At 72.4% G+C, this 14,291-nt stretch carries 13 protein-coding genes and 2 pseudogenes; 4 read left to right on the top strand and 11 right to left on the bottom strand.

Translation table 11 applies throughout. From position 1 onward, the window contains the following. Positions 1 to 40 precede the first annotated feature (40 nt). The 4 genes and pseudogenes from AB6L24_RS31390 to AB6L24_RS31375 form a co-directional block, all read right to left on the bottom strand. Positions 41 to 796 carry an AIM24 family protein gene (locus AB6L24_RS31390; RefSeq protein ID WP_030359827.1) on the bottom strand — a complete coding sequence of 252 codons (756 nt, stop codon included), beginning with the start codon at positions 794 to 796 and terminating at the stop codon, positions 41 to 43. Between the two features lie 16 nt (positions 797 to 812). Further along, entirely contained in the window at positions 813 to 1,493 is a 681-nt protein-coding gene (locus tag AB6L24_RS31385; RefSeq protein ID WP_030359826.1) for an AIM24 family protein, read from the bottom strand. Between the two features lie 11 nt (positions 1,494 to 1,504). After that, positions 1,505 to 3,312: pseudogene (locus AB6L24_RS31380) on the bottom strand (TerD family protein). A 114-nt stretch (positions 3,313 to 3,426) separates the two neighbouring features. Next, the gene (locus AB6L24_RS31375; RefSeq protein ID WP_380857512.1) at positions 3,427 to 4,020 is read right to left on the bottom strand and encodes a M48 family metallopeptidase; all 594 of its coding nucleotides are present in this window, start codon (positions 4,018 to 4,020) and stop codon (positions 3,427 to 3,429) included. 218 nt (positions 4,021 to 4,238) lie between these two features. Here AB6L24_RS31375 and AB6L24_RS31370 point away from each other — a divergent pair, with 218 nt between their 5' ends. The 3 genes from AB6L24_RS31370 to AB6L24_RS31360 are packed head-to-tail and all read left to right on the top strand — an operon-like array spanning position 4,239 to position 7,317. Continuing rightward, complete coding sequence (locus tag AB6L24_RS31370; RefSeq protein WP_405660876.1) at positions 4,239 to 5,375, top strand: TOMM precursor leader peptide-binding protein; 1,137 nt, start codon at positions 4,239 to 4,241, stop codon at positions 5,373 to 5,375. A gap of 41 nt (positions 5,376 to 5,416) precedes the next feature. Further along, positions 5,417 to 6,811, top strand: coding sequence for an ABC1 kinase family protein (locus tag AB6L24_RS31365; protein WP_405660873.1), 1,395 nt, complete (start codon positions 5,417 to 5,419; stop codon positions 6,809 to 6,811). Then, on the top strand, positions 6,808 to 7,317 hold the full coding sequence (locus AB6L24_RS31360) for an NUDIX hydrolase (protein WP_405660871.1): 510 nt from the start codon (positions 6,808 to 6,810) through the stop codon (positions 7,315 to 7,317). Before AB6L24_RS31365 ends, AB6L24_RS31360 begins: the two co-directional genes overlap by 4 nt. Before the next feature lie 40 nt (positions 7,318 to 7,357). Here the strand turns inward: AB6L24_RS31360 and AB6L24_RS31355 are convergent, their stop codons facing one another. From AB6L24_RS31355 to AB6L24_RS31335, 5 genes and pseudogenes are all read right to left on the bottom strand, one after another. Further along, the gene (locus tag AB6L24_RS31355; RefSeq protein WP_380857524.1) at positions 7,358 to 7,573 is read right to left on the bottom strand and encodes a hypothetical protein; all 216 of its coding nucleotides are present in this window, start codon (positions 7,571 to 7,573) and stop codon (positions 7,358 to 7,360) included. Positions 7,574 to 7,811: 238 nt separating this feature from the next. Beyond that, positions 7,812 to 8,135: a hypothetical protein gene (locus AB6L24_RS31350; RefSeq protein WP_405660868.1), complete on the bottom strand. Its 324-nt coding sequence runs from the start codon at positions 8,133 to 8,135 to the stop codon at positions 7,812 to 7,814. Then, positions 8,132 to 8,500, bottom strand: a complete 369-nt coding sequence (locus AB6L24_RS31345; RefSeq protein WP_030359819.1) for a WhiB family transcriptional regulator — start codon at positions 8,498 to 8,500, stop codon at positions 8,132 to 8,134. Before AB6L24_RS31345 ends, AB6L24_RS31350 begins: the two co-directional genes overlap by 4 nt. A 166-nt stretch (positions 8,501 to 8,666) precedes the next feature. Further along, positions 8,667 to 9,020, bottom strand: coding sequence for a hypothetical protein (locus tag AB6L24_RS31340; protein WP_380857530.1), 354 nt, complete (start codon positions 9,018 to 9,020; stop codon positions 8,667 to 8,669). A 162-nt stretch (positions 9,021 to 9,182) separates the two neighbouring features. Then, positions 9,183 to 11,397, bottom strand: a pseudogene (locus AB6L24_RS31335) (ATP-dependent DNA helicase UvrD2). A 168-nt stretch (positions 11,398 to 11,565) separates the two neighbouring features. Here AB6L24_RS31335 and AB6L24_RS31330 point away from each other — a divergent pair. Continuing rightward, the gene (locus tag AB6L24_RS31330) at positions 11,566 to 11,808 is read left to right on the top strand and encodes a mycoredoxin (protein ID WP_030359816.1); all 243 of its coding nucleotides are present in this window, start codon (positions 11,566 to 11,568) and stop codon (positions 11,806 to 11,808) included. 25 nt (positions 11,809 to 11,833) lie between these two features. Here AB6L24_RS31330 and nudC read toward each other — a convergent pair whose 3' ends face one another. After that, positions 11,834 to 12,781, bottom strand: coding sequence for an NAD(+) diphosphatase (nudC, locus tag AB6L24_RS31325; protein WP_405660865.1), 948 nt, complete (start codon positions 12,779 to 12,781; stop codon positions 11,834 to 11,836). An 88-nt stretch (positions 12,782 to 12,869) separates the two neighbouring features. Next, positions 12,870 to 14,291, bottom strand: a complete 1,422-nt coding sequence (locus AB6L24_RS31320; protein ID WP_030359814.1) for a dipeptidase — start codon at positions 14,289 to 14,291, stop codon at positions 12,870 to 12,872.

The following is a 14,291-nucleotide window of genomic DNA, read 5'->3' as shown; positions in this document are numbered from 1 at the left end:
CGACCTGCTCCTGATCCCCGTCTCGTCCCCGGGGAAGCCCTCAGTTCCAGACGTTGCCCTGGTTCTGTCCCCGGGCGCCCTGCTGCCCCATGCCGAACTGGGCACGCGCGCCCTGGCCGATGTTGGCGTGCTGCGGCGGCAGCATCTCGCTGGGCTGGACGAGGGCGTAGCCCTGGCCCATGAAGCTGAGCTCCCAGCCCTCACCGGTGTTGCCGCGGCGCCGCCAGACGCCCGAGGAGTGCGTCTGGGCCTGCATCTGCACCCGCAGCCCGTTGGACCAGGCGACGATCGCGTCCGCGTCGGCGTTGACGTACCGGTCCGGGGTGACCTGGAGCATCAGCGGCTGGCCCGACGTCATCAGGGCGACCTTGCCGCGCCCGGTGATGTTGAGCTGGTACTTCCCGGAGCCGGAGATGCCGTACTGGCTGTCCACCGCGATGACCTGGTGGGTGAGGGACGAATCCATGGCGAGGACATAGGCGCTGTCCACCGTCAGGCCGTCCTGGTCCACGTCCACCAGGTGGATGTACTGCGCGAGGTTCGCGAGGTAGACGGTGCCCTGCCCGTGGCAGCGCATCAGGTCCAGGCCCTCGCCGGTGTGCGCGCGGGCGCGCTGCTGGCCGCGGCTCTGGAACTCGGCGTCGAACTCGATGAGCCCCTGGTAGGCGACCATCGAGCCCTTGCGGGCGAGCACGTCGTCGTGGCCCTCCAGGGCGACCCGCAGGAGCTGCGGGTTCTGGACGGAGTAGCGCTCCTGAGTCTGCTGCTCAGCGTGCGCGAAAAGCGAGCTCTGCATGGTGTGTTGCTCCCCCTCAGCTCCGGATCCGGAGGCGGTCGGTGCTGTCCTCACTGGGCTGTACGACGACGATGCCCTCTCCGGAGAAGCCCATCTGGTAGGCCTCGCCGCTGCCGCGCCCGATCAGGGAGCCGGCCCTGAAGCTGCGCTTGCCCTTCACCTTCAGGTTCGGCGACCAGGCGATCAGTGCGTCCGGGTCCACGTACGTCTCGTCCTCGCCGCGGCCGCAGTCGACGACGATCGGCGTGCCGCGGGAGGTCAGCGCCACCCAGCCCTGGCCGGAGACCTTGATGTTCCACAGGCCCTGCCCGGCGAACTTCGCCAGGCCCTTGACCCGCTCGACACCCCACTGGAGGCTCGCGTCGAAGGCGAGCAGGTTGGTGCCGTTCACGGAGAGCGAGTCGCCCGCCAGGTTGATGATGACGACATCGGCTCCGTAGTCGGCGAGGTAGAGCAGGCCGTCTCCGGAGCACTTCATCAGGGGGGCGCCCTCGCCGGTGATCCAGTCGCGTGCGATCTGGCGGACGGCGGGCGGGTTCGGCTCGTACTGCACGAAGCCTTCGTAGGCGACCATCGACCCCACGCGCGCGAGGAGGTCGTTCCCGGTCTGCATGGCGACCTTGACCATGTGGTGGCCGTGGTTCTCCATGCGGGCGGCGACGGGTGCCGGGGCAAAGCCCGCGAGCTGCTGGTTCATGACGGGCTCCCTCAGACCTCGAACGGCTGGACGACGATGAAATTGCCGGGCGCGCCACGGAACTGGAGGTTCACGCTCTCCCCCGTGGAGCCCGCGGAGGCGTTGCCACGCAGCCTGACCTGGCTGGACACGATGGCCTGTGCCGCCGCCGACCAGGCCACCACGGCGTGGCAGTCGGCGAACGTCGTCGGCGTGACGGGCAGCACGACAGGCATGCCGTGCGTCTTCACGACGACCGTGCCGGTCCCCTGGAACTGCATGACGAACAGCGCGCCACCGGGGATCCCGTGGCCCTCGATGCGGCGCACCTCGTGCTGCAGCGTCTCGTCGAAGGCGAGGACGTTCTCCGCGGAGACGCAGATCGCGTCGCCCTGGAGCTCGATGGGGTGCAGGTGCGTACCTTCCTCCGCGAGGAAGACCTGACCGCGTCCGGAGCAGCGCATGAGCTGCATCTCCTGGCCGGTCGCGTTGCCGACGATGCGGCCCTGGAAGCCCGCGCCCTTGTAGCTGAACTCGACCTTGCCCTGGTAGAGCACCATGCTGCCCTGGCGGGCGAGCACCGGCTGGGCGCCGACGCCGAGGTCGACGCGGACCAGCTTCTCGTTCTGCTGCGTCCAGCGCTGTCCCGTGCCCGCCTCGCGGTACTTCTGGAGCGCGGCGGCCACACCGGCGGCCTGCGGGGCGCCCTGCGGGACTCCGCCCGGGGCTGCCTGGCCGAACGGGGCCGGGGCCTGGCCGGGGATCTGACCGGGGACCTGGCCGGGCATCGGGGCCTGCGGCGGCTGGCCGTAGCCGGGCGGCGCGGGCGCGGCGGCCTGCTGGCCGTAGCCCGGGGGCAGGGGCGCCGAGGGCTGCTGCTGGTCGTAGCCGGGCGGGGGCGGTGCCGAGGGCTGGCCGTAGCCGGGCGGAAGGGGTGCAGAGGGCTGCTGGCCGTAGCCCGGGGGCGGGGGCGGGGTCTGGCCCGGCTGGGGCTGGCCCGGCTGGCCGTACGGGCCCGGGGCCTGCGGGGGCGGGACGGCGCCGCCCGGCTGGTTGAGCGGCGCGACGATGGTCTGCGCGGCGTGGACCGAGGGGTCGGGGGCCGGGGCGGGCGGCGGGGTCGCGCCGCCGGGGGCGCGAAGTGCTGGGCGGGAGCGGGGTCGGGCGCGGGGGCCGGAACCGGCGCCGGGGGCGGCGTGGCGGGACCCGCGGGCGCGCCGAACGCGGGCGGCGCCGCGGCGGCGGGCGCGGCACCGCCGGCGGGCGGCGCGAAGCCGGGGGCGGCCTGCGGCTCGGGGGCCGCGGGCTCCTCCTCGGCGACCTCGCCGCCGAAGTTCCTGATCAGCGCGTCGAGGCCGCCGTCGAAGCCCTGCCCGATCGCGGCGAAGCGCCAGACGTCCTTCAGGTAGAAGTCGCCCAGCATCAGGGCGCGCTCGGTGGAGAACTCCGAGCCGTTGAAGGAGTACCGGGCCACTTCCTCGCCGCCGGCCACGATCCGGATGTACCCGGAGGCGAGCTGCGACATCTGCCCGGCGCCGTCGATCGCCGCCGTGAACGACAGCTTCTGGATCTGCGGCGGGATCCGGTCCAGCGTGACCCGGAAGGACTCGTCGTCACCGGCCTGCGCGCCCAGGAGCTGAAGCGACTCCTCCGGAGACTTCGGCTGGTTGAAGAAGATGAAGTAACGGTCGTCCGACAGCCGCTCACTCGCGTCGAGGCCGAAGCAGCTGATGTCGAAGGTCACCCCTGGGGCAGCGATGTGCACGCCTACGTACAGATCGGTCCCCGCGGTGAGGTCACTGATCTTGGCCTTGTGGCCGCGTTGGAATTCCCTGGCCATACGTAACGACCGTCCCCCATCCCGAGTGGTTGCGTCGCGCCAGGCTAACCGCTCCGTCCGACAGCGGACGACGTCGGTACAGACCCGGTACACAACCGGCGCACCAGGCGCCCCTCACTCCTCGCGGGCGGCCGGAAGGTGCGGCAGCCGGTCCGCCGCGACCACCCCTTCGAGGTAGCCCCGGGCCCGCTCGGTGCGCGGATACGCGTCGAGGAGGCGCCAGAACCGGGGCCCGTGCCCGGGCACGAGGAGGTGCGCGAGCTCATGGAGCAGGACGTAGTCCACGACGTACTCGGGCATGCCCTGCAGCCGGTGGGAGAGCCGGATGCTGCCCTCCGACGGCGTGCACGAGCCCCACCTGGTGTTCTGATTCGTCACCCAGCGCACGGAGCTGGGCCGGGCCCGGCCCTCGAAGAACTGCTCGGACAGCCTGAGGGCCCGCTCGGACAGCTCGCTGTCGCCCAGAACCCGCTTGCTCTCCTGCGCCGCCAGCTTGTCCAGCATGACGCCCACCCAGCGCTGCTCCTCCGCCTCGGACATCCGGGCGGGGATCAGGACGACGGTCCGGTCGCCCTCCCGGTACGCCGAGACCGTTCTGCGGCGGCGGGCGCTCCTTCGCACCTCGACCGCGCTCGCCGCCGAGCCGGATGGCGGCGGGCTGGTCGCGCTGCGCTGTGGGCTTCCGCGATGCAGTGGGTCGGCGGGCACGCCATGACGTTACCCGCTTGGCGTGGGGGAAGTCCCGCCTCCGGGACGGTTCGGTCCCGATCCACTCCCCATGCGCTGCATTAGTACGACAAGTACTCAGCGCCTGTGGACAACCGCGCGCACGTCGGGCCCGGGCCGGGCATTCTGGCATGCGAGCGGCCGCACGACGACGACCACGACGACCACGACGTCCGGCCGGACCGACGGGGGGCCGAACGATGCATCCGATCCTGAAACCGAGCCTGCGCCGGGGCTGGCGCGACCTGAACACCGTCCAGTTCGGGGCGACGCGGGCACACGCCCGTGTCCTCGGGCCCGTGGACACGGCGACGGGCAGCTTCCTCTCTCTCCTCGACGGCACCCGCGGGCTGCCCCTGCTGCGCGCGGAAGGACAGCGGATAGGACTGCCGGACGGCCATGTGGACCGGCTCCTGCACCGGCTGGCCCGCGCCGGACTGCTCGACGACGCGACGGGCGGGGGCCCGGCGGCCGACGCCCTGCGCGCCCGCACGGACGTGATGGACCGGCTGCGCCCCGACCTCGCCGCGCTGTCGGTCGTCACCCCGGAGCCGAACCAGGCCGTCCGCACGATGGCCGCGCGCCGGGCCACCCGCGTGCGCGTCAAGGGCGGTGGCCGGGTGGGGGCGGTCGTCGCCTCGGTCCTGTCCGGGGCGGGGGTCGGCGAGGTCGATGTGATGGACGGCGGCTGCGTCGAGCCGTGGGACGTCGCTCCGGGCGGGGTGCCGCCGGATTCGGTGGGACAGCGAAGGGACGCCGCCGCGAGAACGGCCGCACGGCGCGCGGCGCCCGGACGTCCGCCCCGCCACCCCGAGGACCGGGGCGACGGCGAGCGCGCCTGGTCTCTGGTCGTCCTCGCCCCGCGCGACGGCCTGGACGCCTTCGCCCCCGACCCGGCCGCCGCCGAACCCCTGATCGCCACGGGGACCCCGCATCTGTACGCCGGGGTGATCGAGGGCACAGGCGTGGTCGGCCCGCTGGTCCTGCCCGGCGCGACCGCCTGCGCGGGCTGCCTCGCCCTGGACCGGGCCGACGCCGACGCGGCCTGGCCGCGGATGCTGGCCCAGTGGCGCTCGGGTCGTCGCCGCCAGGTCCCGGCCTGCGACCTCGCCCTCGCGGCGACGGTCGCGGGACTGGCCGCGGCGCACGCGCTCGCCTTCCTCGACGGGGCGGAGCCGGCCCTCGCGGGGGTGCGCTGGGAGGCCTCGACGCCCGGCTTCGACTGGCGCAGACACCGCGCGCGGGCGCATCGTTCGTGCCCCTGTGGGGCGAGTGAGCAAGTAAAGGGGGAGCGCGCCTCCGTGGATCGAGAGCCGCACGAGACAATGGCCGAGTAAGCGTCCGAAAGGGCGCGGCTGTCTGGGATTTGGAGGGGCGCATGTCTGATCTTCCCCGGAAGGCGGTCACCCGTACCGCCAAGCTGGCCGCGCTGCCGCTCGGCTTCGCCGGGCGGGCGACCTGGGGGCTCGGCAAACGCATCGGCGGCAAGTCGGCGGAGATCGTCGGCCGGGAGCTGCAACAGCGCACGGCGGAGCAACTGTTCAAGGTCCTCGGCGAGCTGAAGGGCGGCGCCATGAAGTTCGGGCAGGCGCTGTCCGTCTTCGAGTCGGCGCTCCCGGAAGAGGTGGCGGGGCCCTATCGAGCGGCGCTGACGAAGCTTCAGGAAGCGGCACCGCCGATGCCGACGCGCACGGTGCACGCGGTGCTCGCGGAGCGGCTCGGGGCGGACTGGCGTGATCGTTTCCAGGAGTTCGAGGACAAGCCCGCGGCGGCGGCCTCGATCGGCCAGGTGCACCGGGCGGTGTGGGAGGACGGGCGCGATGTCGCGGTGAAGGTGCAGTATCCGGGCGCGGGTGAGGCGCTGCTCTCGGACCTGAACCAGTTGAGCCGCTTCGCCCGGGTCCTCGGACCGCTGATCCCGGGCATGGACATCAAGCCGCTCATCGCCGAGCTGCGCGACCGCGTCTCCGAGGAGCTGGACTACGGCCTGGAGGCACAGGCCCAGCGCGTCCACGCCGAGGAGTTCGCGGACGACCCGGATGTCGTGGTACCGGACGTGGTCCACCAGAGCGAGCAGGTCCTGGTGACGGAGTGGATGGACGGGGTGCCGCTGTCGGAGGTGATCGCGGAGGGGACGCAGGAACAGAAGAACCGCGCCGGCCAGCTCCTGACGCGTTTCCTCTTCTCGGGACCGGCCCGCACGGGCCTGCTGCACGCCGACCCGCACCCGGGCAACTTCCGGCTGCTGACCGGCGAGAAGGGCGAATGGCGGCTCGGCGTCCTCGACTTCGGCACGGTGGACCGGCTGCCCGGCGGACTGCCCCCGACGATCGGCGACTCGCTGCGGATGACCGTCGAGGGCGAGGCGGACGCGGTCTACGACATGTTGTGCGAGGAGGGCTTCGTCAAGGAGACGGTCGACCTGGAGCCGGAGGCCGTCCTGGACTATCTGCTGCCGATCATCGAGCCCGCGGTGGCGGAGGAGTTCACGTTCACCCGTGGCTGGATGCGCAGCCAGGCGGCCCGGGTGGCCGACCCCCGCTCCCCCGCCCACCAGTTGGGCAAGCGGCTGAACCTCCCTCCGTCGTATCTCCTGATCCACCGCGTGACGCTCAGCACCATCGGGGTCCTGTGTCAGCTGGGCGCGACGGTGCGGATGCGGGAGGAACTGGAGGAGTGGCTGCCGGGGTTCGTCGCCCAGGACGGCGAGGAGTCGGCCGACGTGCCGGACGACCTGGTGGACGACGGGATCGGGGAGGCGGTGGAAGCGTGACCGTGCGCAGAACGCCCCGCCGCGCGGCGCGGGTTGCGGTGATCGCCCCGGACGACGCGGTCTTCCTCTTCGGTTACGACAACGAGGAAGTGGGGGTCCACTGGGCCATGCCAGGCGGTGGCCTGGAGCCGGACGAGGCGCCCCGGGAGGGCGTGTTGCGGGAGCTGCGCGAGGAGACCGGCTGGTGGGACGTGCGGCCCGGGGCCCTGCTGTGCACGTGGGAGCACGACTTCACCCGTGCGGGCGTGCCGGTGCGTCAGCACGAGCACATCTATCTGGCCCGCGGGCCACGGCGCGCGCCCACGGACGAGGCCGCCGCCGCGCACGCCGAGGACGGCATCCTGCGCTGGCGCTGGTGGACACCGCGGGAGCTGGCCGAATCGCCCGAGCCGCTGTGGCCGCCGCAGCTCCCGGAGCTGCTGGACGCGCTGCGCGCCGGGGGCGGCGCGGTGCCGCAGGCAGTCGATCTCGGGTACCAGCCCCAGGTGGCGGCGCGCCGGGGCTGACGCCCGGGCGGGCCGGGCCGCCGTCGGACCAAGGGGCGGCTCACCACCAGGCGGAGTCGAGTCGTCCCTCGATGGCCCGGATGTTGTCCCGGGAGCAGGCGTCGCAGAAGTAGTGCCGGGCGCCGTTCTCCACGGAGCAGATCCATGTCGGGGGCCGGCCGTCGGCGACCGTGCCGCAGCGGAAGCACACGACGTTCTCGGTGTCGTTCTCGACGTCGTGCCGGGCGTCCGCAGGTTCAGGAGGCTGCTGGTCCACGCGGCGACCCTATCGCCGCCACCGGAGGATCGGTGCGCACAACGCACCGCGGGGGCCGGTCCGTTCGGACCGGCCCCCGCGGGGTGATTCCGTGAAGCTCACCGGGAGCTTCGTCTGTGCCTGTGCCGCGGGCGCCGTGTGCGCCGCGCTGCCGTGCATGTCGTGGTGCCGTGCATGTCGTGCCTGCCGCGGCGGCCAGGGACCTCGCGGCCGCCGCGGTTCTCGCGGATTCGCAGGACTACTGCATGACCGCGATGGCGAGGGCACGCCTCGCGCGCAGGGACGCGCGCTCGGCGCGGCGCTGCATGCGGCGGGCCGCGATCAGGCGCGCGGCCGGGCGGTTCTCCTCGGCCTCACGCAGGCGTTCGTGCATATGCGCACGGGCCAGGGCTTCTGGGATGAGTTGCATTTCGCGGGTCCTGTTCTGGCGCGAGCCGGTCGCGCCGGTGGTGGTGAAGTCTGAGATGGCGGAGCCACTGGGCTCGCTCGTGGGTGCCTTCATCGGGGCCTGCTTCTTGGGGTCGTGCGTCACGGGGCGATCGATCGTTCCGGCGGTACTCATGCCACGACCGGGTTCTTCCGCGGACGGCCACGCGGCCGCTTGCGGGCGACGACCACGCCCTGGACGAACAGCTCGCCGCCCCAGACGCCCCACGGCTCACGCCGCTCCTTGGCGCCGGCCAGGCAGGCCTCCATCAGCGGGCAGGTACGGCAGAGGGACTTGGCGTACTCGACGTCGGCCGGGGACTCGGCGAAGAAGACCTCCGGGTCGTAGGCACGGCAGGGGACGGGTACGCCGAGGTTCTCGATGGCGTCGTCGAGCGCGGTGAGCGCGGTGAGGGGAGTCAAGGTCGGGTCCTCCGTGGGTGCGGGCGGCGGGAGAGTGTCTGAAGGCGGTACGGACGGGGCGTGCGCTTCGAGTTGCACGGTGGTGTTTTCCTCGTCTGGTCGTGCCGGCCTGGGTCGGCCGGTTGGCGGCTGGTACCGGGTCTTGCTCAGCCCCTTCGCTCTGTCTCCCGGTTTTGGGGAAAACAGAAGGGCCGCGGATCCCGGGTGGGGTTCCGCGGCCCTGAAGGCGCCGGTCTGATCGAGATCAGACTGGATCACTCCAGGGTTCGAGCCCACGGAAGGCCCACATCGTGTGGTGCTGCTGCTGCGTCTTGTTCCGGAATCCGGCACCGGCTGCCGCGAAGACATAGGCCTGTGCCTGTGCCGTCGCTACTGCTTCCGATGCCTTGGTCGGTCGCTCATTGCCCTCGCGGATCTCAAGACCCGACAGAGGCAGGGCGGGGGCGGCCGGACGCACGGCGGCGCTGCCGAGAGACGGAGCGGCGTTGCCGACGGACAGACCGGTGCCCTGGTTCGAGAAGCCGAGCAGGCAGGAAGCGACGACCGAGCGATCGGTCATTTTGACGGTGCTGATGAAGCTCTTGTTGTTGCTGATCACTGGAATCGCCTCCTCTCGGCGTCTAGGGGAGCGGCCGAAACCGTTCCTCGGACTGACAAGTACAGCACGGGACCAGGGCTTCGGAGAAGCCGCCGTTCCCGTGCTTAAGAACCTATGGGTCTTCCTTGCGCATGCGCAAACTATTTTTTCGACGAGTTTGAATCAGTTCGCCTCGTCGCCCTCCGCAAGCTCCTGACCTGCACAGATAGCGAGGACGTCGGCGCCGAAGTGACGCAGCTTGCGGACGACGACGCCCGGGATGCGGGCCAGCTCGCCCTCGTCCTCCGGCACGGCCTCCGCGATGGCGATCAAGGTTTTGTCCGTGAAGACGCAGAACGGGGGCTGTCCCAGGCGCCTCGCCTGGCCCGATCGCCACTCGAGGAGCCGTTCGTAGAGCCCTTCGTCCATGTCCGACGGGCAGTCCTCGCAGCGCATGAGCTTCATCTCACCGGCGTCGGTGAGGGTGCGGCCGCAGACACGGCAGCGCGCGGGGCTGCGGCCGCCGCGGGCGCTCCCGGGGCGCCCCGGGAGCGCCGGGCTCCCCGCTCCGGCCGGTGCCGCGCTCGATGCCGCCGGGTCCGCCCGCCGCGCGCGACCCCGCGGCCGCGCCCGAGCCGGGGCGCAGGCCGTCGAGGAAGCGGCTGGCCCGGCGGCCGGCGCGGCCGCCAGGGGACCGGGAGAGGGCCCAGGACAGGGAGAGGTGGACGCGGGCGCGGGTCACGCCCACGTACAGGAGCCTGCGCTCCTCCTCGACCTGCTCGGCGGTCTTGGCGTACGTGATCGGCATCATGCCCTCGGCCAGGCCGACCAGGAACACGGCGTCCCACTCCAGGCCCTTCGCGGCGTGCAGGGAGGCCAGCGTGACGCCCTCGACGGTGGGCGCGTGCTGCGCGGCGGCGCGCTCGTCCAGCTCGGCCACGAGGTCGGCCAGGGTGGCGTCGGGCCGGGCGGCGGCGAAGTCCTCGGCGAGGCGCACCAGGGCGGCCAGCGACTCCCAGCGGTCGCGGACCGCGCCGGAGCCCGCGGGCGCCTTGGTCGTCCAGCCCTTGGTGGAGAGCACGGCCCGCACCTGCGAGGGCAGGTCGACCATGTCGTCCAGGAGGGTGTCGTTGCCGCCGAAGCGGGCGGCGCCGCGCAGGGCCGCGCCCGCCTCGCGGACCTCGGTGCGCTCGAAGAAGCGCTCGGCCCCGCGGAGCAGGTAGGGGATGCCCAGGTCGGCGAGGGCCTGTTCGTAGATCTCCGACTGGGAGTTCGTGCGGAAGAGGATCGCGATGTCGCCTGCGGGGACGCCGTCGGCGATCAGGGCGCGGATGCGGCGGGCGGCGCCCTCGGCCTCGGCGGGCTCGTCCGCGTACTCCGTGTAGACGGGGTCGGTGCCGCGCTCGCGCTGCGAGACCAGTTCGAGGCGGTGGTCGGCGGCGCGGCCGACGGCCTGGGAGAGCAGGCCGTTGGCGAGGTGGACGACCTGGGGCGTGGAGCGGTAGTCCCGGACGAGCTTGACGAGGGTGGCGCCCGGGTGGCGGGTGCGGAAGTTCAGCAGGTGGTCGGGGGTCGCGCCGGTGAAGGAGTAGATCGTCTGGCTGGCGTCGCCGACGACGCACAGGTTGTCGCGGTCGCCGAGCCACAGCTCCAGGAGGCGCTGCTGGAGCGGGCTCACGTCCTGGTACTCGTCGACCACGAAGTGCTGGTACTGGGAGCGGACCTGGTCGGCGATGTCGTGGCGGTCCTGGAGGATGCCGACGGCCAGGAGCAGGACGTCCTCGAAGTCGATGACCGAGCGGTCGCGCTTGAGGTCCTCGTACGCCGCGTAGAGCTGGGAGATCTCGGCGGGGTCGCGGGGGGTGTCGCGGCCGGACTTGGCCGCGACGGCGGCGTAGTCGGCGGGGACGGTCTGGGTGACCTTGGACCACTCGATCTCGCCGGTCACATCCCGCAGTTCGTTGCGGTCGAGGCGGACGCGGCAGGCCGCCGCGGCCTCGGCGACGAGCTGGACCTTGCGCTCGACGAGGCGGGGCAGCGAACCGCCGACGGCCTTGGGCCAGAAGTACTGGAGCTGGCGCAGGGCGGCGGAGTGGAACGTGCGCGCCTGGACGCCGGTGGCACCGAGCTGGCGCAGGCGGCCGCGCATCTCCCCGGCCGCGCGGTTGGTGAACGTGACGGCGAGCACGCTGTGGGGCTGGAGGATCCCGGCCCGCACGCCATAGGCGATGCGGTGCGTGATGGCGCGGGTCTTGCCCGTGCCCGCGCCCGCGAGCACGCACACCGGCCCGTGCAGGGCGGTGGCGACCTCGCGCTGCTCCGGGTCGAGCCCGTCGAGCACCGCGTCGGCCGTGTCCGGGACCCGGGGGAAGAGGGTGGAGTGCGTTGCTGCTGTCACCCCGCCATGCTGCCAGGTCCCACGAGGCGGCCGTGCCGGTTGTCCACAGGGGGGCGCTCGCAGTCGTACTAATGCGGGAATGGTGACCGGGTCGCGTACGTTCGAGTCAGTGCGGCTACGCACACGACGTGCGGTGACGCACCCCGAGGCTTAAGGAGCGCGAGAGACATGCCGGGCACTGTGACGATGTACAGCACCACGTGGTGCGGCTACTGCCGCAGGCTGAAGAGCCAGATGGACCGCGAGGGCATCACGTACGAAGAGATCAACATCGAGCACGACCCGGACTCCGCGGCCTTCGTCGAGAAGGCGAACGGCGGCAACCAGACGGTTCCCACCGTTCTCTTCCCGGACGGCTCGACGCTGACCAACCCCTCGCTGGCCCAGGTGAAGCAGAAGCTCGCCGCCTGACCCACGGGCCGGTCGGCCGCCCGGCTCAGCCGAGCGTGCCGGGCCTCGGCAGGGGCTTGCCGTACCAGAGCTCGATCAAGCGGGCCGCAATCGAGATGCCGTAGGGAGGCAGGACCTCCCCGGACTCGAAGGCGGCCCGCAGGTCGTCGCGGGAGAACCAGCGCGCCTCGTGGATCTCCTCGCCGTCGACGTTGATCTCCGAGGACGTGGCGCTCGCCATGAAGCCCAGCATCAGGCTGGAGGGGAACGGCCAGGGCTGGCTCGCGACGTACTCGACGTCGCCGACCGTGACGCCCGCCTCCTCGAAGACCTCGCGGCGCACGGACTGCTCGATCGACTCGCCCGGCTCCACGAAGCCCGCGAGGGTCGAGAAGCGGCCCTCGGGCCAGTGCACCTGACGGCCGAGGAGCGCGCGGTCCTCGCTGTCCGTCACCAGCATGATCACGGCGGGGTCGGTGCGCGGGTAGTGCTCGGCGCCGCAGGCCTGGCAGCGGCGGATGTGGCCGGCCGCCGCGATGACCGTGCGCTCGCCGCAGCGCGAGCAGAAGCGGTGCATGCGCTGCCAGTTCTCCAGGGCCACGGCGTGCACCATCAGGCCCGCGTCGCGCGGGGAGAGCAGCAGGCCCGCTTCGCGCAGGCCCGCCGCGCGCGCGGAGGCGTCCATGCGTCCGGGCAGCGCGTCCTTCTGGAGCGCGAAGTAGCTCACACCGTCGTCGTCGGTCCCCAGGAAGTAGCGGTGCGCCTCGGTGAGGGGCGCCTCGAACGACGGGGTCATCACGAGTTCCGTGCGTCCTTCGGGGGTCTCGTCGATGAGCACCTGGCCGCCGGACACCACGAAGACCCGGGTCGAGGGGTGGCTCCACGCGGCGGCGAGCCAGGCCTCGTCGAGACGGTGGTGGGCCGCGCGGTCGATGCCGCTCGGCGCGGTGAGCGAGACGGGACGGTCAGCTGCGCGGTCGGTCCAGGTGGTCACTGGTGCTTCCAACTCCCCCGATGGAATGGGTGGTTCAGCGAGCGGGTCTCTTCAGTGTGCATCGCGGTGCGCGAGGCGTTTCGCCGGTTCAGTGGGCGCCGCGCCAGTGCTCCGCGAGGTCGCCCCACAGGTAGGCGCTTGTCTCGGCGCCCTTCAGGAGCAGATCGAGCTCGACCTTCTCGTTCGGCGCGTGCCAGCCGTCCGAGGGAATGGAGATGCCGAGGAAGAGCACGGGCGCCCCGAGGACGTCCTGGAGGTCGGCGGCGGGTCCCGAGCCGCCCTCCCGGGTGAAGCGGATGTCCTGCTCGAAGGCGCGGCCCATGGCGCGGACGACGGACTGCAGCGCCGGGTGGTCCAGGGGCGTCAGACAGGGGCGCGTGGCCCCGCTGAAGGTGATCGTGTGCCCGATGCCGGCGGGCAGCTGGTCGGCCACCCACGCGCGGACGGCCTTCTCGACGCGCTCCGGGTCCTGGCCGGCGACCAGCCGGAAGGAGAGCTTCAGGAAGGCGCTCGACGGGATGATCGTCTTGCCGCCGGGGCCTTGGTAGCCGCCGCCGATGCCGTTGACCTCGGCGGTCGGGCGGGCCCAGATGCGCTCCAGGGTGCTGTGTCCGGCCTCTCCGTAGGGCGCGTGCGACTTCGCCGTACGCAGCCACTCGGCCTCGTCGAACGGCAGCTCGGCGAAGAGCTCGCGCTCGCGGTCGGTCAGCTCGACGATGCCTTCGTAGAAGCCGGGCACGGCCACGCGCGCGTGCTCGTCGTGCAGGGCGGCCACGAGGCGGGCGGCGGCCGTCGCCGGGTTGGGCACGGCGCCGCCGAAGGAGCCGGAGTGGATGTCCTGGTCGGGTCCCGAAAGCTCGATCTCGCACTCGGCGAGGCCCCGCATGCCCGTGCACACCGTGGGGGTGTCCTTGGACCACATGCCGGTGTCGGAGACGATCACCGCGTCGGCGGCGAGGCGCTCGGCGCGCTCCTCGACCAGGGCGCGGAAGTTCGGGGAGCCGGACTCCTCCTCGCCCTCGACGAGCAGCTTCAGGTTCACCGCGGGCGCGCTGCGGCCGGTGACGGCGAGGTGGGCGCGGACGCCGAGGGTGTGGAAGAAGACCTGGCCCTTGTCGTCGGCTGCCCCGCGCGCGTAGAGGCGGTTGTCGCGGACGACGGGCTCGAAGGGGTCGGTGTCCCAGCCGTCCTCGACGGCGGCGGGCTGCACGTCGTGGTGGCCGTAGACGAGGACGGTGGGCGCGTCCGGGTCTCCGGAGGGCCACTCGGCGAACACCGCGGGGGCGTCGGCCGTCTCCCACACCTCGACCGTCGGGAAGCCGGTCGACGTGAGCCGCGCGGCGAGCCAGTCGGCGCTGCGGCGCACGTCGGGCGCGTGGTCGGGCTGTGCCGACACGGACGGGACGCGCAGCCACTCGGCGAGGTCGTCGAGGAAGGCGGCACGGTGGTCGTCCAGGTACGCGCGGACGGCGCTGACGACACTGTCAGAGCTGTTGACGGTCTTGCTCAT

The sequence above is a fragment of the Streptomyces sp. RK9 genome, from assembly GCF_045070545.1.
In the GTDB taxonomy this organism is placed as follows: domain Bacteria; phylum Actinomycetota; class Actinomycetes; order Streptomycetales; family Streptomycetaceae; genus Streptomyces; species Streptomyces alboflavus.
Note: the sequence above shows the minus strand (reverse complement) of the source record. Positions and strands in the feature narration are given on the sequence as shown.

Excerpts from the sequence above, each read along its gene's own strand:
- AB6L24_RS31385 (WP_030359826.1), bottom strand. The coding sequence starts at position 1,493 with ATGAACCAGCAGCTCGCGGGCTTTGCCCCGGCACCCGTCGCCGCCCGC.
- AB6L24_RS31390 (WP_030359827.1), bottom strand. The coding sequence starts at position 796 with ATGCAGAGCTCGCTTTTCGCGCACGCTGAGCAGCAGACTCAGGAGCGC.
- AB6L24_RS31370 (WP_405660876.1), top strand. The coding sequence starts at position 4,239 with ATGCATCCGATCCTGAAACCGAGCCTGCGCCGGGGCTGGCGCGACCTG.
- AB6L24_RS31320 (WP_030359814.1), bottom strand. The coding sequence starts at position 14,291 with ATGAGCAAGACCGTCAACAGCTCTGACAGTGTCGTCAGCGCCGTCCGC.
- AB6L24_RS31350 (WP_405660868.1), bottom strand. The coding sequence starts at position 8,135 with ATGAGTACCGCCGGAACGATCGATCGCCCCGTGACGCACGACCCCAAG.
- AB6L24_RS31330 (WP_030359816.1), top strand. The coding sequence starts at position 11,566 with ATGCCGGGCACTGTGACGATGTACAGCACCACGTGGTGCGGCTACTGC.
- AB6L24_RS31365 (WP_405660873.1), top strand. The coding sequence starts at position 5,417 with ATGTCTGATCTTCCCCGGAAGGCGGTCACCCGTACCGCCAAGCTGGCC.